Source organism: Acetobacter sp. DsW_059 (assembly GCF_002153695.1).
GTDB lineage: Bacteria > Pseudomonadota > Alphaproteobacteria > Acetobacterales > Acetobacteraceae > Acetobacter > Acetobacter thailandicus.
This window is the reverse complement of the sequence record NZ_JOPI01000023.1, coordinates 126835-148701: the sequence shown is the minus strand read 5'-3', so window position 1 is coordinate 148701 and position 21867 is coordinate 126835. Positions and strand designations below refer to the sequence as shown.

General features: G+C 47.5%; 22 protein-coding genes and 1 tRNA gene. 7 read left to right on the top strand and 16 right to left on the bottom strand.

All coding sequences use genetic code 11. From position 1 onward, the window contains the following. Nucleotides 1-56: 56 nt before the first annotated feature. Nucleotides 57-959, bottom strand: a complete 903-nt coding sequence (locus tag HK25_RS06260; protein ID WP_158092922.1) for a DNA/RNA non-specific endonuclease — start codon at nucleotides 957-959, stop codon at nucleotides 57-59. 317 nt (nucleotides 960-1276) lie between these two features. Here HK25_RS06260 and HK25_RS06255 point away from each other — a divergent pair, with 317 nt between their 5' ends. Together HK25_RS06255 and HK25_RS06250 are read left to right on the top strand one after the other, a co-directional pair. Then, nucleotides 1277-2731, top strand: a complete 1455-nt coding sequence (locus HK25_RS06255) for a catalase (protein ID WP_086635649.1) — start codon at nucleotides 1277-1279, stop codon at nucleotides 2729-2731. A gap of 149 nt (nucleotides 2732-2880) precedes the next feature. After that, entirely contained in the window at nucleotides 2881-3219 is a 339-nt protein-coding gene (locus HK25_RS06250; protein ID WP_086553864.1) for a hypothetical protein, read from the top strand. Nucleotides 3220-3274: 55 nt separating this feature from the next. Here HK25_RS06250 and HK25_RS06245 read toward each other — a convergent pair whose 3' ends face one another. From HK25_RS06245 to uvrA, 4 genes are all read right to left on the bottom strand, one after another. Next, entirely contained in the window at nucleotides 3275-5254 is a 1980-nt protein-coding gene (locus HK25_RS06245; protein ID WP_086635648.1) for a M61 family metallopeptidase, read from the bottom strand. A 129-nt stretch (nucleotides 5255-5383) separates the two neighbouring features. Further along, nucleotides 5384-6580 carry a YncE family protein gene (locus HK25_RS06240; RefSeq protein ID WP_086635647.1) on the bottom strand — a complete coding sequence of 399 codons (1197 nt, stop codon included), beginning with the start codon at nucleotides 6578-6580 and terminating at the stop codon, nucleotides 5384-5386. A gap of 111 nt (nucleotides 6581-6691) precedes the next feature. Then, a complete protein-coding gene (locus HK25_RS06235; RefSeq protein ID WP_086635646.1) occupies nucleotides 6692-7510 on the bottom strand; it encodes a creatininase family protein in 819 nt (272 codons plus the stop codon). Nucleotides 7511-7516: 6 nt separating this feature from the next. After that, entirely contained in the window at nucleotides 7517-10465 is a 2949-nt protein-coding gene (uvrA, locus tag HK25_RS06230; protein WP_369824733.1) for an excinuclease ABC subunit UvrA, read from the bottom strand. A gap of 135 nt (nucleotides 10466-10600) precedes the next feature. On the opposite strand from uvrA, the gene HK25_RS06225 reads away from it, so the two are divergent. From HK25_RS06225 to HK25_RS06210, 4 genes are all read left to right on the top strand, one after another. Next, nucleotides 10601-11557, top strand: coding sequence for a tetratricopeptide repeat protein (locus tag HK25_RS06225; RefSeq protein ID WP_086553750.1), 957 nt, complete (start codon nucleotides 10601-10603; stop codon nucleotides 11555-11557). Between the two features lie 72 nt (nucleotides 11558-11629). Next, nucleotides 11630-12253: an LON peptidase substrate-binding domain-containing protein gene (locus tag HK25_RS06220; RefSeq protein ID WP_086553749.1), complete on the top strand. Its 624-nt coding sequence runs from the start codon at nucleotides 11630-11632 to the stop codon at nucleotides 12251-12253. A gap of 47 nt (nucleotides 12254-12300) precedes the next feature. Next, nucleotides 12301-12495 carry a Trm112 family protein gene (locus HK25_RS06215; protein WP_086635644.1) on the top strand — a complete coding sequence of 65 codons (195 nt, stop codon included), beginning with the start codon at nucleotides 12301-12303 and terminating at the stop codon, nucleotides 12493-12495. Nucleotides 12496-12521: 26 nt separating this feature from the next. After that, nucleotides 12522-12962 carry a hypothetical protein gene (locus HK25_RS06210; protein ID WP_086553747.1) on the top strand — a complete coding sequence of 147 codons (441 nt, stop codon included), beginning with the start codon at nucleotides 12522-12524 and terminating at the stop codon, nucleotides 12960-12962. Nucleotides 12963-13018: 56 nt separating this feature from the next. Here HK25_RS06210 and rimI read toward each other — a convergent pair whose 3' ends face one another. The 8 genes from rimI to HK25_RS06170 all read right to left on the bottom strand — a co-directional run bounded on the left by rimI (nucleotide 13019) and on the right by HK25_RS06170 (nucleotide 18883). Continuing rightward, nucleotides 13019-13468, bottom strand: a complete 450-nt coding sequence (gene rimI / locus HK25_RS06205) for a ribosomal protein S18-alanine N-acetyltransferase (RefSeq protein ID WP_086635643.1) — start codon at nucleotides 13466-13468, stop codon at nucleotides 13019-13021. 12 nt (nucleotides 13469-13480) lie between these two features. Continuing rightward, nucleotides 13481-14185 carry a tRNA (adenosine(37)-N6)-threonylcarbamoyltransferase complex dimerization subunit type 1 TsaB gene (tsaB, locus tag HK25_RS06200; RefSeq protein ID WP_233127721.1) on the bottom strand — a complete coding sequence of 235 codons (705 nt, stop codon included), beginning with the start codon at nucleotides 14183-14185 and terminating at the stop codon, nucleotides 13481-13483. Further along, nucleotides 14182-14763: a malonic semialdehyde reductase gene (locus tag HK25_RS06195; RefSeq protein ID WP_173559172.1), complete on the bottom strand. Its 582-nt coding sequence runs from the start codon at nucleotides 14761-14763 to the stop codon at nucleotides 14182-14184. The genes tsaB and HK25_RS06195 overlap by 4 nt, the downstream gene beginning before the upstream one ends. Nucleotides 14764-14829: 66 nt before the next feature. Further along, nucleotides 14830-15393, bottom strand: coding sequence for a NifU family protein (locus tag HK25_RS06190; RefSeq protein WP_086635642.1), 564 nt, complete (start codon nucleotides 15391-15393; stop codon nucleotides 14830-14832). 92 nt (nucleotides 15394-15485) lie between these two features. After that, nucleotides 15486-16733: a multidrug effflux MFS transporter gene (locus tag HK25_RS06185; RefSeq protein WP_086635641.1), complete on the bottom strand. Its 1248-nt coding sequence runs from the start codon at nucleotides 16731-16733 to the stop codon at nucleotides 15486-15488. A gap of 123 nt (nucleotides 16734-16856) precedes the next feature. Next, nucleotides 16857-16933, bottom strand: a tRNA-Pro gene (locus tag HK25_RS06180). A gap of 86 nt (nucleotides 16934-17019) precedes the next feature. Beyond that, the gene (locus HK25_RS06175) at nucleotides 17020-17604 is read right to left on the bottom strand and encodes a TIGR00730 family Rossman fold protein (protein WP_086553742.1); all 585 of its coding nucleotides are present in this window, start codon (nucleotides 17602-17604) and stop codon (nucleotides 17020-17022) included. A 76-nt stretch (nucleotides 17605-17680) separates the two neighbouring features. Next, nucleotides 17681-18883, bottom strand: coding sequence for an MFS transporter (locus HK25_RS06170; RefSeq protein WP_086635676.1), 1203 nt, complete (start codon nucleotides 18881-18883; stop codon nucleotides 17681-17683). Nucleotides 18884-18966: 83 nt separating this feature from the next. On the opposite strand from HK25_RS06170, the gene HK25_RS06165 reads away from it, so the two are divergent. Further along, complete coding sequence (locus HK25_RS06165) at nucleotides 18967-19542, top strand: NUDIX hydrolase (protein ID WP_086635640.1); 576 nt, start codon at nucleotides 18967-18969, stop codon at nucleotides 19540-19542. A gap of 50 nt (nucleotides 19543-19592) precedes the next feature. Here HK25_RS06165 and hemJ read toward each other — a convergent pair whose 3' ends face one another. The 3 genes from hemJ to hemE are packed head-to-tail and all read right to left on the bottom strand — an operon-like array spanning nucleotide 19593 to nucleotide 21825. Continuing rightward, on the bottom strand, nucleotides 19593-20042 hold the full coding sequence (hemJ, locus tag HK25_RS06160) for a protoporphyrinogen oxidase HemJ (RefSeq protein ID WP_086553862.1): 450 nt from the start codon (nucleotides 20040-20042) through the stop codon (nucleotides 19593-19595). A 5-nt stretch (nucleotides 20043-20047) separates the two neighbouring features. Beyond that, nucleotides 20048-20749, bottom strand: coding sequence for an HAD family phosphatase (locus HK25_RS06155; RefSeq protein ID WP_369824736.1), 702 nt, complete (start codon nucleotides 20747-20749; stop codon nucleotides 20048-20050). Next, nucleotides 20746-21825 carry a uroporphyrinogen decarboxylase gene (gene hemE, locus HK25_RS06150; protein WP_086635638.1) on the bottom strand — a complete coding sequence of 360 codons (1080 nt, stop codon included), beginning with the start codon at nucleotides 21823-21825 and terminating at the stop codon, nucleotides 20746-20748. Before hemE ends, HK25_RS06155 begins: the two co-directional genes overlap by 4 nt. Nucleotides 21826-21867 lie beyond the last annotated feature (42 nt).

The following is a 21867-nucleotide window of genomic DNA, read 5'->3' as shown; positions in this document are numbered from 1 at the left end:
TCTGCCAGCCTTCTTATTCCAGACTGACAATCCATATTTAATTTTTAAAATTTATATCACCCACGTCCATAAGATTGCAGGGACTGTTTTAACGCCCGCCTTAGCTGACGCAAAACCCAGCGTGTTTCACGGCTGTTCCAGTTGAATCCTGGTTTTTCAGATTGTTTGTTACGTACCCGCCGGGCATAAGCATTAGTACCTGTCGCAGGCATAGCCATAACATGAGTTTTAACAGACTCTGGCAGAGAGGGGAAAACATCAATCCCGGCTCTTTGTTGTAACTGAGACAAAGAGATGAGCCGGCACTGCGGTGTATTGCTGTTTAAGCATAAATATACAGCCGCTCCATCCGCCACCGGGTCAAACACAGCTTTCCATAATGCAGAAGGAACCATCACGCCATCACGCCCGGTTCGTTTCTGTCCTGTTTGCGGAAACAGAACACCTGTCACAACATAAAGTTCACCATCCTGATATGTCAGCCCTCTGACAACACTTTCTATACCTGCCCAGGCGCCTCTGTTTAAGGCCGGCGCCTGTGGCACGATGTTAGAAAGGGCAAAAGATTCCTGCTGGGCTGCAATACCCGCAAAGTCACCGGAGGGTGCAAGGTGCCCTCTGTCCCAGCCACTTTTCTCCCAGTCAGATAATTCTCCCCTCTGGCCATATGGCACCCGGGTATCAGGATAAAAAGAGCCTTCACGCTTTGTTCTGGAGGCCTGCTCAAGGTTTTCTTCAACCAGCCACTCCGCTGACCAGACAGGACCTCGTGTCATGGGTGAATTCAGTGTTGCATAAGCTTTATTACACAGGAGCTGCCCATGACTGAGTGCACCACTAACAGCCGGAACAAGCCCTTTATAAAACAATGCATGGCAACCCTCGGTTGCAAAAGCCTGTGTCGACATACCCCACAGGAACACAACACCGGACAGGAAAATTCCGCCTGTCCGCATCATAACTCTCATCTAACTTACCTTAAGGCAATCATAGTCAGCATCAGTGTGATGCCTGACTTTCGTTCTATGTCATTTTCTTACCTATACATGTGGTTGTATTTTCTTGCCAACTAAACCCATACCCGCACTTTCAGCCGGGCCATGTAAGTAATCACACTTTATGTCTCTGGATATTTAAAAAATGACATATATCAAAAAATATTTTCACGAAATAATAACAAATAAAATTTACTTTTTATGTTTTTCTTGATCTCAAAAAAAAACAAACCTACGCTTCATATGTTCTGAAACAACACATATTAAATAAGGTATTTTTTATGAGTAAACACTCAGATAAAATTCATACTACTGATTCAGGCATTCCCGTTTCCAACGACCAGTTTTCTCTTTCTGTCGGAAATGATGGTCCTATTCTGTTGCAGGATCATGTTCTGATCGAGCAAATGGCTGCATTTAACCGCGAGATGATCCCTGACCGCCAGCCACATGCAAAAGGAGGCGGGGCATTTGGTCACTTTACCGTCACTCACGATGTCAGCCGCTATACATCAGCAAAATTTTTACAAAAGGGTACAAAAACAGAAGTTGTAGCCCGCTTTTCAACAGTTGCGGGTGAGGGTGGCAGCCCGGACACCTGGCGTGACCCACGGGGTTTTTCTGTCAGATTTTATACAGAAGAAGGCAATTTCGATATGGTGGGTAACAATACCCCCATATTTTTCATTCGTGACCCGATCAAATTTCAGCACTTTATTCATTCACAAAAAAGACGTGTCGATAATGGTCTGAGAGACAACGACATGCAGTGGGATTTCTGGACACTGAATCCCGAAACAGCTCATCAGGTTGCCTGGCTCATGGGTGACAGGGGCATTCCCGCATCGTGGCGCCACATGGATGGTTTCTCCAGCCATACTTATATGTGGGTCAATGCAAAGGGAGAGCGCTTCTGGGTCAAATATCACTTCAAAACGGATCAGGGTATTAAATGCCTGACACAGGAGCAGGCAGACAGCCTTGCTGGCTCAGATGCAGATTATCACCGTCGTGACCTGTATCAGGCCATCAAACGTAAAGAGTATCCAGGCTGGACGCTCAAAATGCAAATCATGCCCTATGATGATGCAAAAAAATATCACATCAATCCGTTTGATCTGACAAAAGTATGGCCTCAGGGCGAATACCCCCTGATTGAAGTTGGCAAGCTTGTGCTTGATCGTAACCCGGCTGATTTCTTTGCTGAAATCGAACAGGCAGCTTTTGAGCCAAATAACTTTGTACCTGGTACAGGTCTTTCACCTGATAAGATGTTGCTGGGCCGATCATTTGCTTATGCTGATGCTCACCGTGCGCGACTGGGGGTCAACTATAAACAAATCCCCGTCAATGCACCGAAATGCCCTGTTCATGGCTACAACAAAGGGGGGGCTATGCGCATCAATAATGCTCATGACCCGGTTTACACCCCTAACTCGAAAGGCGGGCCGGTGGCAGACGGGGTAAGGTTCCCTGAAAATGCTGTATGGAGTGCAGATGGCGAATTTGTGCGCTCAGCTTATACCCTGCGCCCGGATGATGATGATTACTCTCAGGCACGTGCGCTTGTAACAAAAGTCATGGACGATGCCGCGAGAGACCGTCTGGTCAGCAATGTGGTCGGACATCTGTCAAATGGCGTTGAGGAACCTGTTCTCTCAAGAGTTTTTGAATACTGGTCAAATATCGATAAAGATATTGGTCAGCGCATCAAAAACAAATTTACCAGCAAGTAAAAACTACAGCCGGAGAGATCATATCTCTCCGGTTTTTTCATATTTCCAGTCATTTTTTTTTAAAAGAGACGGCATAATACGACCATAAAGTCATGATATTGATGATTTATTGGTCATTGAGATAAGGATTGGAAATGATGAAACGTCATATGAAATTTCTGGCTGCTACAGCAACTCTTGCTCTGGCAACCAGCTCTGTCTCTTATGCAGAGCCTGGCGGTTGCCTGAAATATGGTACTGCTGGTGCCGTTGGTGGACACATGGTTGGTCACGGTGTTCTTGGTGCTACCGGCGGATGTGTAACCGGAATGTACAAGCGACATGAATTTCGTAAAGAAGAAAAAGAAAAAGCTGCTGCTTATGACAAAGAGCACCCTGGTGCAAAAGGAACTTATGCACAAAAAGCTACAGCCTATGATGTCGAACACTCAACATCACCTGGAAAAATGGCACCTGATGCACCAGCAGCAAATGAGTCTTTACACTAATATACCCCACACCATCCGCCCTGCTTATGCAGGGCGGATAACACATACTACACTCTTACTGTTTTATATCTGATTTTTCAGGTTCAAGAGGTGAGAGAATTTCTTTAATTTCATTGAGGTTTCCGGAAAGATAAGGGTAACGCAGCCCGTCATGATACGGTAATGAAACTGTGTGAAAATTATCGCCGTCACGCAGCAGCAGTACAACTGGCTGACTATTTTTACCTTTAACTTCTGTAATGGCTTCTTTAAGCACATCTTCACTATAGGCTTCGTTATTAACAGCTATAATCTGCTGATCACGGGTTATACCCGCATTCCAGGCCGGGCCATCCCACAGCACATTCGTCAGGATACCTTTTTTATTAACCTGGAAACCAAGAGAAAACCTGAAATCTGTTGTATGTCGCAATAAAGAATCAGATTTAATAAAATCAGTTGGCTTATCTGAAAAAGCTAATTTAGCACCTGTACGTGTTAAACCATCAAGAGGCGCCATTGGATTAATCTGATCAACCCGCTGATGCAGAAAAGCTGTCCAGTCATAAGGCTGTACACTATTCAGCGTGCTGGCAACTTCACTGATCCAGTATGTGCTGGGCATAACCCGCCCGTTATTCTTACCAAAGAAATCTCCGGCAAAATTATTGAGCGATTTTTCACCATGAGACAGCTTGCGGATCAGTGTATCGACATCAAGCCATATCAGCTGCCCTTCTGAATAATAATCCTCACTACGTTGCCAGTTTCTCCATGACAAAGGTGCACGCTGCGCAATAATCGGGTCATTCGTCGTATCAATAAGCGGGCGCCATTTACGACCTGCCTGAGCACTGTAGGTTGCCGCAACATCAGCTATAGCTTCTTCTGTCTGAGGCACAGTCATAAGACCTGAACGGGCAGCCAGAACATAACCCCAGTATTGAGTCTGCCCTTCATAAACCCACAACCCGCTTCCACGCTGTGGCGTGTTAAAGTTTGCAGCCCACAAGTCAGCCGGACGACGATATTTACCATTCCATGAATGAGTAAATTCATGCGCCAGAAGATCACGTGCTGCAGCAGTTTCATCCCATTTTGTAAAGTAACCCAGCGGACCACTATTCTCACTGGATTCATGATGTTCCAGACCAATGCGTCCCAGATGCTCGGTCAGAGCAAGCAAAAAGTCATAATGCTTATAATGATGAGAACGGAACAGCAGCGTTGCCTGTCTGACCAGCTCTTTATGACGAGCAATCTGGTCATGAGTGGCGTTCAGATATTGCGGTTTATCAGCCATCACATTAAGTGTGACAGGCACCTGGTCACCTTGTGTCAGGTCAAACTTACGGAAGTATTTCCCTGCAAAAATGGGGGAGTCCACCAGCGTGTTAAACATAACTGATTTAAAGGTAACTGTATTACCTTTTTGCGGTCCATCAGCACGCAAAGCCGTACCATATTGCCAGCCTTCAGGAAGAATAACCTGGGATACAACCGGTATTTGCCGTGTATAATAACCAGCAGGATAAAGGGAAACAGCTGACCATTGTATGTTTTCCATCACATCCGTCATCACAACGCGTCCCTCATCAGGAGAGACCGGTGAAAGAAGCTGATATGACACATTCAGTTCACGCGTACCGGCAGGAACTGTAATATGAAAAGCACTTACTTCAACTGTATCACGATGCCACGGCAGAACCTCTTTACCAGAGCGCACTTCTAATCCACCTACCTGGTCAATCGTGCCGGAAGGAGAGTGATCACCTGGCAGCCACATAGGGTAAAGCAGAATAAAATCACCACCTTTTTGAGACAGTTCAGGCGGGAGAGTAACAACTTCTTTTATACTCATGATACGACGGCTTAAATCAGTCGCGTCAACGCTGATCTGCATTTTGCCTGGGTAGGGGATATCTTGAGGCTGAGGGAGAGGGGAGGGGACGGGCACCTGCTGTGGCGCAGCTGTTTGTGCCTGTGCAGCTACTGCACACAAATCCAGTCCTAAAAAAACAGAGCAGAGCAAGGCTGCCCGATGGTATAGTTTCATCTGATATTTCCTATTAGATTTGTCTCTATAAAGACAAAAATATCAGATAATTCCAGAGCAATACAAAAATTTAATAGCTGACCTTAGCTTTAAGCATAACAGCGCCTGTATTGCTCTGAACTTATAAAACTACCGGAGCAAACCTGTATGCCCGATTGAATAACGACCAGGCTGAGGCCATACCGTCAGACCATGAGGCTCTTTGCCAACAGGAATTTTCTGCATATCTCCGGTTTCTGTATCAATTTTATATACGACATCATCAAAACGACCAGAGAGCCAGAGATATTTACCATCTGCGCTGACATTACCCATATCAGGGCTGCCGCCACCAGGAATAGGCCAGTTATTAACAATTTTATTCGTCGCAAAATCAATAACCGTCACACCCCCTGCTTTACTATGAGGGTTACCATGAATTTTATGCGAACCACGATTGGCAACATACATTTTTGTTCCATCACGGCTTGGGTAAAGCCCGTGTGTACCAACACCAGTATGAATAAATCCGATCTCGCGGAATGTATCCCCGTCAACGAGGAACACACCATCGGCCATCATATCAGCAATATAAAATGTCTTGCCGTCAGGTGAAATCAGAATATCCTGTGGCATACCACCACCTGAAAGCTTCAGATATCCTAATACTTTTTTATTAACTGTATCAACTTTTACCAGATGTCCGCCAAACTCACAGGTGAAAATGGCATAGCGACCATCAATTGAAAAATCAGCATGATTCACCCCCTTACAGTCAGGGGTCTGCACAGACTGCTGCAGTTCCATTGTATGCGGGTCACGAAAATCAAGGCGTTTACGTGCCTCGGCAACAACAATGGCAGATTTACCATCTGGTGTGAAATACATATTATAAGGGTCATCAACAGCAACAGCCGCACCAGCTTTACCAGTCTGCGCATCAATCGGGGTCAGACTACCGTCAAATGTGCCTTCAGCATTATTCGTCACCCACAGGGTTTTAAGGTCCCACGAAGGTACAACATGCTGTGGACTTTTACCGACCTTAATCGTCTCAACAACTTTGTTCGTATGCTGGTCAATAACAGAAACACTGTTTGAACGCAGATTGGGCACATAAACCCGTTCAGGATCAGCTGCGATCTGCGGTGCAATATGCCCTACACCTGTTTCACTATATAAATTAGAAGCATCGGTAACAGCCGGCATGCCAGGAATAGTCTGAACCGCAGGCACTCCACCCTGTTGTGAAGCTGATGAAACCGTCTGCGCAGACACAAGGTCATAACCTGTACCAAGCATGACAAAAACAGCAGTTGCCGCTGTCAGATGTCGTTTAAATACCATAGTTTTATATGCCTATTATTTGAATGATGCCTGTCACAATACAAAAAACAGGCATTTCTCCATTTTTACCATAATGGCCTGATATCGTCCATTGCCACGATAAGCAGCATATTACTCCTGCTGCAACGACCTGATATCATGCACTGCAGCATTAACCTGCATTTCAAGGCCAACTTTGCCCAGTGCAGCAGAAGCACGCCTGGGGTCACCACCATAAATCCCCTGACTGGTCAGAGGCTGACCTGACTGCCGCAAAGCCTGCTGCCGCACCATTGACGGATCTGCTGCCATAAGAAGAGATGTATCGCTGATGTCAGCATGCATACCAACTTCTTTCGCATAGCCATGCTGCGCCAGCCAGTGTGCATAATCATGTGTGACGGCGGTATAATATCCCACATCAAAAAATGCTCTGGCATTTTTATCATGCCATGATTTATTTAATGTTTTTACCGTTTTTTCAAGGACAGAATTATAACCACCGTGATCTCCCAGAAACACAACCAGTTTAAACCCCTGCACCCGAAAACTTTCAGCTGCAGATATCATCATTTTTTCGAAAACATCATTAGGTACTGTTATCGTTCCTGGAAAGCGCATATGTGAAGATCGCGGCGTCGTGCTACCTTCAGGGACATAAGAAACGACTGGTGCAATAAGCGTATGACCAAGCTTTTGAGCAATCTCATCTGCCAGCAATTTAACCCGTGTATTATGTTTGCCAACAGCCAGATAAGGACCACTCTGCTCAGTTGCACCAACAGGGATAATAATAGTCGTTGTTCCGGAGTGAATTTTATTATCTATCTCTGTCCATGTCAGTTTTTCAAACTGTACACTATCACTCTGACTGGTTTGCCCAAAACTGGCATCAGAAATAAATCCACTAAAAACAACTGAAAATAATGTAACAGCTTTTAATATTTTCATTATTTTTCACTTATTATCAAGAAGTGGTTTCAGGAATTTTCCTGTATAGCTGTTCTTACAGGCGACGATTTCCTCAGGGGTACCTTCGGCAATAATCTGACCACCACCATCTCCTCCCTCTGGACCAACATCAACGATCCAGTCAGCAGTTTTTATAACTTCAAGATTATGCTCAATGACAACAACTGTATTGCCCTGATCAACCAGAGCATGCAAAACCTCAAGTAACTTACCAACATCTTCAGTATGTAAGCCTGTCGTTGGCTCATCAAGAATATATAATGTACGACCTGTTGCACGACGAGCCAGCTCTTTTGATAGTTTTACGCGTTGCGCCTCACCACCTGAAAGAGTTGTAGCCTGCTGCCCTAACGTCATATAGCCAAGGCCAACTTTTTGTAAAATCACCAGTCTGTCTTTTATACGAGGCTGAGCAGAAAAATACTCGAGTGCCTCATCAACACTCATAGCCAGTACATCAGCAATAGATTTACCACGAAACTTAATATCAAGTGTTTCACGGTTATAGCGTGCACCTTTACAGGTATCGCATGTTACAAACACATCAGGCAGAAAGTGCATTTCAATTTTAAGTACACCGTCACCCTGACAGGCCTCACACCGTCCGCCTTTCACATTAAAAGAAAAGCGTCCGGGCTTATAGCCCCGGGCTTTACTTTCAGGCAGTTCGGCAAACCAGTCACGTATTGGAGCAAACAAGTCTGTATAAGTTGCCGGGTTTGAACGTGGTGTACGCCCGATAGGAGACTGATCAATATCAATGATTTTATCAATCTTATCAGTGCCTGTAATCGCTTTACAGGGCTCGGGAGATGTTGATGACCCCATAAGCTCACGGGATAATGTTTTATAAAGCGTATCAATCACCAGTGTTGATTTACCACTGCCTGAAACACCAGTAACACAAACAAACGTCCCCAGTGGAAAACATGCTGTCACATTTTTAAGGTTATTACCTGTAGCACCTTCAATTTTTAAAATTCTTTTTTTGTCAGCCTTACGTCTCTTCTGTGGTACAGGAATTTTTTTACGACCCGAAAGATATGCACCGGTAATGCTTTCCGGCACTTTTGCAACCTGCTCAGGCGTACCTGCCGCTATTACTGTACCACCATGCACACCCGCTCCTGGCCCCATATCAACCAGCCAGTCAGCACTACGAATAGCATCTTCGTCATGCTCAACAACAATCAGTGTATTGCCAAGTTTTTTCAAACGCTCAAGCGTACCAAGAAGTCGCTCATTATCGCGCTGATGTAACCCGATCGATGGCTCATCAAGTACATACAGCACACCTGTCAGCCCTGAACCAATCTGGCTAGCCAGCCTGATACGCTGACTTTCTCCCCCTGATAAAGTAGCGGAGCTGCGGGCCAGTGTAAGATAATCCAAGCCAACATCATCAAGAAATTTCAGACGGTCAAGAATTTCACGTAAAATACGCCGGGCAATTTCTGCACGCTGCGGCGTAAGTGCAGGCAAAACTGTATCAAACCAGGAAAGAGCTTTATTAATTGGCAAAAGACATGCTTCTGCAATGGTTTTTTCTGCAACCCTGACACATAAGGCTTCAGGTTTAAGACGTGCACCATCACAAACATGACAGGCTTTTTCAGACTGATAACGTGAAAGTTCCTCACGAACCCAGGCGCTGTCTGTATTCATAAGCCTGCGGGCCAGACTATGCAAAACACCTTCAAAAGGTTTTGTAACAGTATAGCTTTTTTTCTCATCATGATATGTGAAGGTTACATCTTCACTTACCCCGTTAAGAATACCATCCTGTGCTGTTTCAGGCAGATCTTTCCAGGGCGTATCCATTTTAATATCAAAATGCCGGGCAAGGCTTTCGAGCGTCTGATCAAACAAAGGCGTTTTCGAATCACGCCATGGTGCAACAGCTCCTTTTTGTAAAGAAAGAGCCGTATTAGGCACAACCAGAACCGGGTTAAAAAATGTCTCTGTTCCCAAACCATCGCAGGCAGGGCATGCCCCCTGGGGAGCATTAAACGAAAACAGACGCGGCTCAATTTCTTCGAGTGTAAAACCACTCTCCGGGCACGAAAACCGCGAAGAAAAAACCAGACGCTCAGGTGTTACGTCACTGTCTTTTAATGCCTCTTCCGCATAAACAATACCGTCTGACAAACCCAGAGCCGTTTCAAGACTGTCAGCCAGACGCGTTTCCAGCCCTTCACGCACGACAATACGATCAACAACCACCTCAACAGTATGACGCAGCTTGCGGTTCAGAGCTGGTACATCAGCAATGTCATACAGCGTACCATCCACTTTAACGCGGGTGAAGCCCTTACGCTGCAACTCAAGCAGCTCTTTACGATATTCCCCCTTGCGGTCGCGAATAACAGGGGCCAGCAGGAGATAACGTGCACCTTCAGGCTGAGCCATTATGCGATCAACCATCTGGCTTACTGTCTGCGCTTCAATCGGCAGCCCGGTGGCCGGAGAATAAGGTACACCTGCACGCGCCCATAACAGACGCATATAGTCATAAACCTCTGTCACCGTACCAACGGTAGAACGCGGGTTTTTAGACGTTGTTTTTTGTTCGATCGAAATAGCAGGGGAGAGGCCTTCAATCGAGTCCACATCCGGCTTACCCATCAGCTCCAGAAACTGACGGGCATAAGCTGAGAGGCTTTCAACATAACGACGCTGCCCCTCGGCATAGATCGTATCAAATGCCAGGGATGACTTACCCGAGCCAGACACGCCCGTCATTACGGTCAGACAATCACGGGGAATGTCTATATCCACATTTTTGAGGTTATGCACCCGTGCACCCCGTACACGAATAACCGGCTTTTCAGATGTAAGAGTTTTTTCTGTCGGCTTTTTCACAACGGCTCCCGCTTTTTCACTGACCCGCAACCACGGCACCATGACGGCAAGGTGATCTGCTACGCTACACACACAATAACTCTTTGAATATCCCATTGCACCCAGACACATGATAGACCATCTAAAGCAACAGGAAATGGCACACACCAACCAGACTACAGGGAAAACCTGAGAGGCTCCCTGCGATAAAACAAGGATAACGACCTTATGAATCAGATTATCGGCCAGTCACTCCAAGGTAAACCAGCAGGGGCCCCATCTTCAGACAATACCCCTGTTATTTCTGAAGGCTCACAGGCCACCTTCATGAAAGATGTGATTGAGGCCAGTAAAACGGTTCCTGTCCTGGTCGATTTCTGGGCTGAGTGGTGCAATATCTGTAAAAAGCTGGCACCGGTTCTCGAGCGCGTTGTAACATCGGCCAAAGGACGCGTCAGACTGGTTAAAATTGACGTTGAAGCAAACCAGTCTCTTGCCGCACAGCTCGCACAGGCTGGCCTGCCTTTGCAGTCTATCCCAATGGTGGCCGTCTTCTGGAAAGGTCAGATTCTTGATATGTTCCAGGGTGCGCCCTCCGAAAGCGAGATCAAAAAATTCATCGAGAATGTCGTTAAAAACACTGGCGGTGGCCCTCTTCCCACGACAGAGCTGATGAGCGAAGCTGATACCGCTCTTGAAGCTGGCAAGCCCGAGGAAGCAGCTGGCCTGTATTCGACTGTAATCGGCGAAGAGCTGGAAAATGCGAAAGCCTGGAGCGGCCTTATTCGTGCACTGCTCGCACTGGATGATGAAGAGTCTGCCCTTGCCGCACTGGAAGATGTGCCTGAAGCCATTGCAAAACACCCGGATATTGAAGGTGCCAGAGCCGCTCTCGAACTAAAAAAAGAAGGACGTAAAGCCGCAGAACAAAGCGAGGAGATTCACGCTCGCCTGGCAGCTAACCCTGATGATTTTGAAGCACGCTGCGAACTGGCAACCGCTTTAAACGTCGCAGGTAAACGCGAAGAAGCTGCAGAGCAGCTGCTTTACATTATCAAAACCGATAATACCTGGAACGATGGTGCTGCTAAACAACAGCTTTTGCGCTTTTTTGAAGCCTGGGGGCATACTGACCCGGTAACACTAACATCGCGTCGTAAACTTTCATCCTTCCTTTTTTCATAAGTATTTTGATAAGTGCCCCCCTCTCTTCCTGCTAATACTGACCTTCTGCGGCGGGTGCCGCAGATTTCAGATATGACACTGGCTGATATCCCTGCTGAAATCGGCCTTTTTCCTCTGTCTGGTATCGTGCTGCTGCCGCATGGAAAACTACCGCTGAATGTTTTCGAACCACGCTATATCGCCCTGGTTGAAGATGCCCTGGCATCACATCGGCTAATTGGCATTATTCAGCCCGACATACACACTTCTGAACAACTGACCGGGCAGGCCACGATACCACTTTATAAGACCGGTTGCGTCGGGCGGATTATCTCATTTGCTGAAAAGCCTGATAATACCTTTGTCATCACACTGCGTGGTATTATACGCTTCAGAACCCTGCGGGAAACACAACCGCACCGGAATTACCGGTGTGCCCGTATCGATGCCTCCGGCTTTGCCGGAGACCTGAGTGAGGTGTCCTCAGCCCCGTTTGATCGTAAAAAACTGCTCACTGCGCTGCGTTACTATTTGTCAAAAAAAAATATTAATGTCCGCTGGTCAGCCATTGAACAGATGGAAGATGACATTCTTCTCATTACCTTACCTATGATCTGTCCTTTCCCTCCGGCAGAAAAACAGGCATTGCTTGACGCAGCTACTCTGAGTGAGCGTATTAATCTGCTACACAGGCTGCTCGACCTGACCGGACTCTGACAATAAGAGTCCACTTTTCTGATGTTTCTTTAAAGGAGCCTCTCCTGATGTCTGAGCCTCATAACCACGTCGCCCCTGACCAGCGTCTGCTCTCTCTCCTGGTCTGCCCGGTAACAAAGTCTCCTCTGATCTATGATTCGCTTACAAATGAGCTCATCAGCGAAAAAGCTGGTCTGGCCTTCCCTGTGCGCGATGGTATCCCTGTTATGCTGCCAGATGAGGCCCGCCGGCTTAAAGACTAATTCCCTCTGACAACGGATTATACGTTGTGCCTTTTCTCTCTCTGATGTCGCAGCAGCAAGGTCACGCACGCCCGGTGAATTTTTGTGTCAGAAAACCTTCTGTCAGCCTTCTTTTGGGGATTCTCCTGGTCTCGCCATGGCTAACAGGCTGCCATCAGGAAATTGAGGGAGAGAATATCGATATTCCGCCTGAGCGGCCAGGTCGCTTTCTCCCTGAAGCCTCAGAGGCTGAAGCGCGCCGGGCGAGAGAAGATGTTGCACGCCAGGAACAGGCTGAAGCCCTTCATCCTGAAAAATACAAAACTTCATCCAGTCAGCCTTATGAAGCTATTGCGCCGGGGAATGCGTCCTCTGGTCCGCTTACAACGGGCGATGGTCATATGGTTATTCCTCAGGAGGAGCCAGTTTATGGCAATGCTCCTAAGCAAAAAACCTCTGCCACGCCATCTGCTCCACAGGCGCAGTAATTTTTAAACACAGCAGATTAATTCTCATAACCCTGTGTATGTCTTCACACCTACAGTTAACACGCCCACTGACGGCACAGCAGAAGCGCGTCAGAGCCATCAGGATAATAGCGTTTTCTGACCCCGACCTCAGCAAACCCCTCTGAGAAATATAAAGCCTGTGCGCTTTCGTTCGCTTTTGACACTTCCAGAAAGAAGCGTTCAGCACCACTGTCATACACAGTCTGCTCTGCCCATTGTAAAAGCTTACGGGCAATACCCTGCCGCCTGTATGCCGGGTCAACACACACGGTAAGAATTTCAGCTTCTCCCGCAACACTGCGCACCATAATAAAACCAGCTGGCTGATCCTGGTGCAACGCAAGCCCTGTTAGCACACCAGACAAGGTAAAAAGTTCAGAGAAAGCCGCTTCATCCCAGCGGTCTGCTTCTGAAAAACTATGAGCATGAAGAGCTGCAAGAACCCCGGCATGGCATGGTTCAGCCTGCATAATATCAGAAGTCATATTATTTTATACTCAGACCGGAGCCGATCTTAGTCCACCGGCAGGACGTTTTGCTTCTGGCGGATCAACATAGACAGGCAGTGCATCCCGCGGGGGCAGATAACCGTTCAGTCTCGCCAGAGCCACCTGAGCAATCTGCTCAGCATCGGGCATAGCCAGTGTGCTGACTTCTCCCTCCGGCATGGCAGGTAAAAGGCTCACCGCATCACCGGCGACCAGCCACACTCCCGACGGAGGGATCCAGTCAGCGAGGGATACGGCCTGAACACCCTCCGTAGTTTCAATAAAAACACGACCTTTACGGGCTGCTGTAACCAGCAGCCACCCCTGCAATGGTTGCTCACTATGTTCACGAATAGTCTGCTCCAGAGCAGGACGAAGAGCTTCTCCACGCGTAACACCCGTAACAGGTACACCCAGCCCCAGAGCATAACCAGCAGCCACCGCGCAGGATGCCCGTAAGCCTGTGAAAGAACCCGGGCCCACGACAACGGCAACACAATGAGGAGCCGTTTCAGCCTCTTTGCTCCATCCGGCATCATCAAGAGCATGGTGTGCAAGGCCGGCAATACCCTCAGCAGCCTGCTTACCAGCTACTTTGCTGCAGGAAAGAAGAGTGTATCGCCCTGCTTTATGCTCAACACACGCGGCCAGACCATATGCTGACTCTCCCGCAGCACTGCCATCAAGAACAAGGATGCGGCGCATATCAGTCATAGTAAACGACAGGCCTCTTCAAAAGATAAACGCGGGGCCCGTGCAGCTAAGCCATCTGTGTCACCATAGCCCAGACACAGCAAAAAATTCGCACGCCAGCCTGTTTCGGCCAGAAAAGCCTCTTCCACTGTTGTTTCGTCAAAACCAGATACTGGCAAAACATCAAGCCCCAGTGCACGGGCCGCCATAATCATATATCCCCCCTGAAGCGTGCCGTTACGAAAGGCTGTCTCTTCAGAAAGGCCTACGTCGGTGGCAAACCAGGACCGAAGCTCCTCACCCGGGGCGAGGTAAGGGAGTTGTTCAAAAAACAGAGGGTCATGCGCGACAATGGCAATAACAGGGGCCCCCATGACACGGTTAATATTACCGGCAGATAAAGCCGGGCGGAGCTTTTCACGCCCTTCTGAGCCGGTAATAAAAATAAAACGGGCAGGGCAACAGTTCCCCGAAGTAGGACCAAGGCACACCATATCATAAAGGCGGCGCAGGGTTTCAGCCTCCACAGGGCGGGTTGTCCAGCGACGCGGTGTCCGTGCGTTCTGAAAAAGTAGATCCTGTGCACTGCTATCCAGCATAATATATCACCTTACCCGCTGCCGCGCACATACCGTGCTGTGCCCGTTTTTAAACGGTTGAACAGGTTAGTCTTCAACCTGTTCAACAGAAACAACCTCTGGCACATAGTGGCGCAGCATGTTCTCAACCCCATGTTTAAGCGTTGCCCGTGAAGAAGGACAGCCTGAACATGCACCCTGCATTGTCAGCCTTACAACACCTTCACGGTAGCCACGAAAAACGATATCGCCGCCATCACCCGCAACGGCAGGACGTACACGTGTGTCGAGCAGCTCTTTAATCTGCTTCACAATTTCCTCGTCTTCCGGGGCGATCTTATCTTCGGTAACGCCTGCACCTTCGGTTACAACCGGCAGACCTGCCACCAGATGATCTGCCAGAGTAGTCAGCACAACAGGGCGTACCTCTGACCAGTCAGCATCATCAGCTTTTGTCACAGAAACAAAGTCGTGCCCCAGAAAAACACGCGACACACCAGGAATAGCAAACAGAACATCCGCCAGAGGAGAGCGACCGGCAACACCATCGGCATCAATGAAATCGATAGTACCGGCATCTCCCATAACAGAGCGGCCGGGCAAAAATTTCAGTGTGGATGGGTTCGGCGTGTCAGCGGTTTCAATAAACATGGTTTGTGATCCTGATGTTCTTTGTCGATATGATAAGATCTTACCTCAGTTGGTGCCACAATGCGAACTGGACAAGTCCTGTTAAAAAACTATTACTCTGAAATATGACCCGCACGGGCAAATCTGCGCCGCATCAGATCTGCCAGCCCCATAGCCACAATACCCGTCATCATCCCAATGGCGGTAGGAATAGCCCCCCCTCCGGGCACCATCGCAACCAGAACGCTGCTCATCGAGCCAATACCAAACTGCAAGGTGCCGAGCATGGCAGAGGCACTGCCTGCATGCTGCCCATGATGGTAAAATGACATCACTGTTGCATTAGGGCCAATGAAGCCCAGAGCACCGGTAATGCTCGTAATTAAAGCACAGGTCAGCAGAGCATGATGCTCACCAGCAAACCCTGTTAAAGCCAGCACGGTAAATACAGCCCCCGAGACCACCGCCCAGGCAAGAGCAGTCTGGAGCAGAAAAGACATAGTGAACTTATGCACAAGACGACCATTGATCTGCGTACCGAGGATAAACGCGGCGGCATTCACCCCAAAAAAAAGACCAAACTGTGAGGCAGAAAAATGCAGAACCTGCTCGAACAACACCGGCGCGCTGCTCAGATAAGAGAACATAACAAAGGTAGAGAAGGTCGCTATGAGGGCATTATAACGAAACACCGGCTCCTGCAGAATAGTAAGATAACGACCGGCAATACGCAGCGGAGAGAGAGAAGTTCTTTTACTCTCATCAAGGGTGTCGGGAAGACTGCTTACAATGCCTGCAATGCCAACAAGACCATAAAGACAGCCTGCCCAGAAAATCCACCGCCAGTCGCCGAATTTGAGAATGATACTTCCCAGACTGGGAGCCAGAACAGGCATCACACCAAAAACCAGCGTCAGCTGAGACATCAGTCTGGCGCCGGCTTTACCGGTTGCGACATCTCTGACAATAGCACGGGGAATAACAGCCGAAGCAGAGCCGCCTATGGCGCCAATAAACCGAAGCAGGCAAAAAAGATGATAATTTTGCACCACGGCACAACCAGCTGATGCAACAGAAAACACAGCCAGGCCTGTAATCAACGGTGCGCGACGCCCAAACCTGTCTGATAAAGGCCCCTGAGAAAACTGCCCCAGAGCAAGCCCCATGAACCAGGCAGCCAGCGTAAACTGAGCAGAACCAGGACCACCCCCCACCAGATCATGCTCAACCTGCGGAAAGGCAGGCAAATACATATCAGTTGCCAGCGGGCCAATCCCTGTAATCAACCCCAGAAGGACGATACGCCAGAGTGTCAGGCTGTTGCCAGAAGACAAAGAGGTTGTGGGGTGCGAAGATGTCATATCGTAAACTCAGGCAAAAGAGCGACAAGGCTGTTTCCCTGCCGTGCTATGCTGCTTTATCTGTCATTCTTTGTCAGAACAACAAAATGACCGCATCTTTTTTATCACTAACCGGAAATTTATTGGTCGGAGTAAGAGGATTCGAACCTCCGGCCCCTGCGTCCCGAACACAGTGCTCTACCAGGCTGAGCTATACTCCGACACTTACACCTGCGCCTATAAAACGTCAGAATTATTTTAGCAAGTGCCGCATAGCCTAAAGCTGAAAAGGTAATAAAATCTCCTGTCAGAACTGTTCGACTGATATGGCATACTGCCGGGTTTCTGAGATGCTACGGGCAAAAGCGGCCTCTACATCTGGTACGACCTCAATTTTTGCCCGGGCCGTAGACTCAGCAAAACCCTGCTTAACGGATGCATCAAGCATAGCAATCAGAGCATCACCCCAGCCGTCAGCATTAACCAGTAAAATAGGCTTTGCGTGCCTCTGAAGCTGTTTCCATGTCAGAATTTCCATAGTCTCATCAAAAGTACCAAAACCACCAGGCAGTATCCAGTATGCATCTGCTGTATCAAACATAATCTGTTTGCGTTCATGCATTGAATCAACAACGATCAGATCCGTCACACCTTCATGCATATTTTCACGCGAGTGCAGAAAATGCGGAATAATGCCCGTTACAGTCCCTCCGGCTTTAAGGGTGGAATCTGCTACGACCCCCATGAGGCCATTAGACCCTCCGCCATAAACCAGCTTCACACCATTTTTTGCAAGTATCTGACCTGCCTGCTCTGCAACAGTGCGGTACAATGGGCTATTGCCCATACGAGACCCGCAAAATACAGCAACAGATTTAACAGAACCAGCCATGATACAATATTCCTCTCGGTTTGTTCTTTACTTTATTCCTGCCTATGCTCTCATGCTCGCCAATAAAAGGCCAGCATTATGATCGTTTTGCCTGAGCATTTAAAGCAACACACATACCAACACCTGCAAGACAGCAAACAGCCGTCAGATAAAACAAAACTCCATATCCCCAAAGCGGAATAATAAACCCAAGGAGCGGGCCTGAAACAGCAATAGCAATATCAAGAAATACCGAAAAAGCACCGATAGCCGCACCGCGGCTCTCTTCTGAAACCCGGTTAACAACCCCCACCCCAAGTGACGGGAACAACAGAGAAAAGCCAACGCCTGAGAGGCCTGCACCAGTACAGGCCCAGAAAGCTGATGGTGCCCAGGCCAGAAATGATAACCCCAGAGCCTCGACAAAAAGAGAAAACAGAGCAACCGTTACGCCGCCATGTTTTGCAATTTGTCTGGTAAATGCGAAACGGGTGAGAACAAAAAGAGTACCAAACAAAGAAAGCCCGACTGCGGCACCGCTCCAGTTACGATGGGCAAAATAAAGCGTAAGCAGTGCTGAAATAGCTCCGAACCCAACCGAGCCCGATGCCAGAGTAGCCCCGTAGGGCCAGACCTGTGAGAGCGTTTTGAAAAATGACTGTTTTTTTTGTGTCGTCATCGGAGGGACTGCAGGCTTCATAAAAGCCAGAGGGAAACCAGTCCCCATCAGAAACGCACATAAAATACCCACCATTCCAAAACCGGTCAGAAGGCCCAGAGCATGCTGATAATATAAAAAAATCGCTACAGGAGCACCCAGGGCAATGCCACCATAAGAACACACACCATTCCAGGAAATAACCTGCGCCGTGTTTTCAGCACCGGCGCGCCTGATGTTCCAGACTATGACAGATGTTGCTACCCAGCTCTCTGCAAAACCAAGCGTAATACGCCCTGCAAGAAGAGCGGTCAGAGACATATAAGGCCAGGTAGCAAGCATGCCGGACAATGCAATAAGCAGCCCACATAACACCCCTGTCAGCAAACCAGTTAAAACAACTTTTTTGGGGCCGACACTATCAATGCGGCGGCCGGCATCTGCCCGGGTTGCAAATGTTGCCAGATATTGAACTGACACTGCAAAACCAGCCATAGCAGAGCTGAAACCAAGCTTTTCATGCACAAACAGCGGTGTCACGGCCATTTGCAGACCAATGACGATATAACAAAACAGCGTAAACAAAACGACTGGCAGAATACTCTTTAAAGCAGAAGAAGATTTTACCTGAGCGGACGACATTACAGAAACCTTTAATTTTCTTTTCTTCTTCAGAAACATGGTAACATAAACGGACAACGAAAAAACCTGAGGAGACTACAACTATGACTGCCCCTCTGCCAGATCCGGGAGGATATTCTGTTCTCTCCTCACGCATTGCTTATGAAAACCCGTGGACACGCGTGCGGGAGGACATCATACGCCGCCCTGATGGCAAAGATGGTCTGTATGGTGTTGTTGAACGCGGTCAATTTGCTGTTATCTGCCCGTTAGGCAGAACAAAAGACGGGAAACCCACCCTCACATTAGTTAACCAGTATCGCTATCCTGTAGGGGAACGTCTGTGGGAATTTCCTATGGGGATGTGGGAGACACGGCCGGATGCAAAACCAGAAGACCTTGCGGCAGGGGAGCTGAAAGAAGAAACCGGTCTTATCGCAGGCAGGATGCTTTATGCTGGCCCGGTCTATCAGGGAGCGGGATATTCAACTCAAAAAGGACATATCTACCTTGCAACAGAACTGTCACAGGATGTGGCTGAAAGAGAGCAAACAGAGCAGGATATGCTATGTACAACATTACCACTCGAAAAATTTGAAGATATGATATCAAACAATGAAATCTTATGCATGGTTACACTGGCAGCTTTTGGATTAATCAAAGCAAAAAAACTTATTTAAACATAAATTTTCTGCACATTTTATTAAAAATAAGTGTGCAGAAAATAAATTCAGAATGGTTTTACGATTACCATAATCACAATAATAATCATAAAAATTGTCGGCACTTCATTAGCGATACGATAATATCGTTCAGAATGTATGTTGCTGTCACTGTCAAATTCTTTTCTCCAGCGGGCACAACACCCATGAAAAGCAAACATACCGACAAGAGAAACAAGTTTGCAGTACCACCACCCGGATGACCAGTCTATAAGACCTGGTGTTAAAGTCAGAAGAGCACCAAATAAAAGGCTTGATATCATGGCCGGGTTCATAATTGCCCGCAGCAGACGTCTCTCCATCAGTTTAAAACGAGCGCTTTCCTCTGACCCGATTTTAACCTGACAATGATAGACAAAAAGACGAGGCAGATAAAATAAACCTGCCATCCATGCGATGACAGACATCACATGAAAAGCAAGAAGCCAGGAAACCCACGGTAAAAGAAACATAAACATATTTTTCATTCTTTCTGAATATTTATAGTATTTTCTATAAGATCAGAAAATTCTGAAAGATGATGGATAACGTTAAGGCCTGGCCAGTCAGGAACGGGCAGACCTGGCGCGCGAAGCAAAACACACATCATACCTGCATTCACTGCGGCACGGGCACCTGTATCACTATCTTCAAGCACGATACAATTTTCAGGTTTTACGCCTTCATCTGATGCAGCTTTAATGTAAACATCTGGTGCAGGCTTTGGTTTTCCCATATCCTGTGCAGAATGAATACGATCCTGAAAATAAGGTGTCATATTCAGTTTTTTAAATTTCAGATCCATCTCAAGAGCTGATGAATTTGAACCGACCCTTACAGGAACAGAGAGTTTTTCAACTCTCTTAAGCATGTCATAAACACCATCAACTGGTTCAAGGTGATCTGCCATAGCCTCAATAAAACGCTTCTGCATTTTACTGATCCAGTCATGGCCAAGATTTTTTCCTGTATGTTTCTCTATTTTTTGCTGAATAAGAGACAATGCCATACCTGAAAACTGCTCAACGGCTTTTTCTTCAGGTGCCTCCATACCAGCCAGACGGGCCTCTTCAGCACTGACCTGACAGCAAATTGTCTCACTGTCGACCAGAACACCATCACAGTCGAAAATAATAAGTTTAAGTTTGCCTTCAGAAGACAGCACTGAAGATGTTTGCATTATTATGGCTCTTCTCTGATTGTTCTGATCAGTTCCTGCACATGCTCAACTGGTGTCTGAGGTAAAACACCATGCCCAAGATTGAAAACATGAGCCCGCCCTTTAGCGGCTTCCCTGACGTATAAAGCTTCACGCTTCATCGCCTCACCACCAGCAAGAACAGCAATCGGGTCAAGATTGCCCTGCACACCGACGGAAGGAGGCAGAAGTGGCAGGATTTTTTTCAGATCAGTCCCCGTATCAAGAGCGACAACATCCACTCCTGTTTTTTCAGCATATTCGGGCACCATAATGCCGCCAAGGCGTGGAAAACCAACTATACGAACACCAGGGTGACGGGCTTTGAGCGATGCTACAATCTGACGGGTTGGCTCAATGACATATCGCCTGAATTCTGAAGGTGGTAAAAGACCGGCCCATGAATCAAACAACATGACAGCCTCAGCTCCGGCTGTAATCTGCGCACTGAGATACTCTGTGGTTGTTTCAGTGAGTAATGCAATTAAGCGATCAAAAAGAGCTGTTTCAGAAAAAGCCATTTTTCGCACAGTTGCAAAATCCCGCGAGCCTTTTCCTTCAACCATATAACATGCAACTGTGAAAGGAGCGCCCGTAAAGCCCAGCAGAGTTGTTGAACCTGGTTTTGCAACACCAACTGTGTCTGTGCCGTTAAAAATTTTATTCAGCCGACCAAGTGTTTCAAGAACAGGAGCTGTTACATCTGCGATACGCTGACGATCAAGACGCTTAAAATCTGCTTCTGAGCGTATGGGAGAAAGAAGAGGACCTTTGCTTTCTACAAATTCAAGTGACTGACCCATAGCCCATGGCAGAATCAGAATGTCAGAGAACAGAATAGCTCCATCCATTCCAAATCGACGGATAGGCTGAAGCGTTAATTCTGTTGCTATATCAGGTGTCATACACCGTGTCAGAAAATCGGCCTTAGCACGTTCTGCACGAAATTCAGGTAAAAACCTGCCTGCCTGCCGCATAAGCCAGACAGGAGGGGGCCAGAGTGCTTCACCATTTAAGGTTCTGAGCAAACGTTTCGTCGAAGGGATTTGAGGTTCGTTATTCATGTCCAGCAGTCCTGCACATCTTTTTCATCTCTGTCCATGGCC

Bases quoted from the DNA above. Each gene is read 5' to 3' on its own strand.
- HK25_RS06260 (WP_158092922.1), bottom strand. From the start codon at position 959: ATGATGCGGACAGGCGGAATTTTCCTGTCCGGTGTTGTGTTCCTGTGG.
- tsaB (WP_233127721.1), bottom strand. From the start codon at position 14,185: ATGACTGATATGCGCCGCATCCTTGTTCTTGATGGCAGTGCTGCGGGA.
- HK25_RS06245 (WP_086635648.1), bottom strand. From the start codon at position 5,254: ATGAAACTATACCATCGGGCAGCCTTGCTCTGCTCTGTTTTTTTAGGA.
- hemJ (WP_086553862.1), bottom strand. From the start codon at position 20,042: ATGTTTATGTTTCTTTTACCGTGGGTTTCCTGGCTTCTTGCTTTTCAT.
- HK25_RS06170 (WP_086635676.1), bottom strand. From the start codon at position 18,883: ATGTCGTCCGCTCAGGTAAAATCTTCTTCTGCTTTAAAGAGTATTCTG.
- HK25_RS06185 (WP_086635641.1), bottom strand. From the start codon at position 16,733: ATGACATCTTCGCACCCCACAACCTCTTTGTCTTCTGGCAACAGCCTG.
- HK25_RS06220 (WP_086553749.1), top strand. From the start codon at position 11,630: ATGACACTGGCTGATATCCCTGCTGAAATCGGCCTTTTTCCTCTGTCT.
- HK25_RS06235 (WP_086635646.1), bottom strand. From the start codon at position 7,510: ATGAAAATATTAAAAGCTGTTACATTATTTTCAGTTGTTTTTAGTGGA.
- HK25_RS06240 (WP_086635647.1), bottom strand. From the start codon at position 6,580: ATGGTATTTAAACGACATCTGACAGCGGCAACTGCTGTTTTTGTCATG.
- HK25_RS06165 (WP_086635640.1), top strand. From the start codon at position 18,967: ATGACTGCCCCTCTGCCAGATCCGGGAGGATATTCTGTTCTCTCCTCA.
- HK25_RS06215 (WP_086635644.1), top strand. From the start codon at position 12,301: ATGTCTGAGCCTCATAACCACGTCGCCCCTGACCAGCGTCTGCTCTCT.
- HK25_RS06225 (WP_086553750.1), top strand. From the start codon at position 10,601: ATGAATCAGATTATCGGCCAGTCACTCCAAGGTAAACCAGCAGGGGCC.
- rimI (WP_086635643.1), bottom strand. From the start codon at position 13,468: ATGACTTCTGATATTATGCAGGCTGAACCATGCCATGCCGGGGTTCTT.
- hemE (WP_086635638.1), bottom strand. From the start codon at position 21,825: ATGAATAACGAACCTCAAATCCCTTCGACGAAACGTTTGCTCAGAACC.
- HK25_RS06195 (WP_173559172.1), bottom strand. From the start codon at position 14,763: ATGCTGGATAGCAGTGCACAGGATCTACTTTTTCAGAACGCACGGACA.
- HK25_RS06190 (WP_086635642.1), bottom strand. From the start codon at position 15,393: ATGTTTATTGAAACCGCTGACACGCCGAACCCATCCACACTGAAATTT.
- HK25_RS06175 (WP_086553742.1), bottom strand. From the start codon at position 17,604: ATGGCTGGTTCTGTTAAATCTGTTGCTGTATTTTGCGGGTCTCGTATG.
- HK25_RS06255 (WP_086635649.1), top strand. From the start codon at position 1,277: ATGAGTAAACACTCAGATAAAATTCATACTACTGATTCAGGCATTCCC.
- HK25_RS06250 (WP_086553864.1), top strand. From the start codon at position 2,881: ATGAAATTTCTGGCTGCTACAGCAACTCTTGCTCTGGCAACCAGCTCT.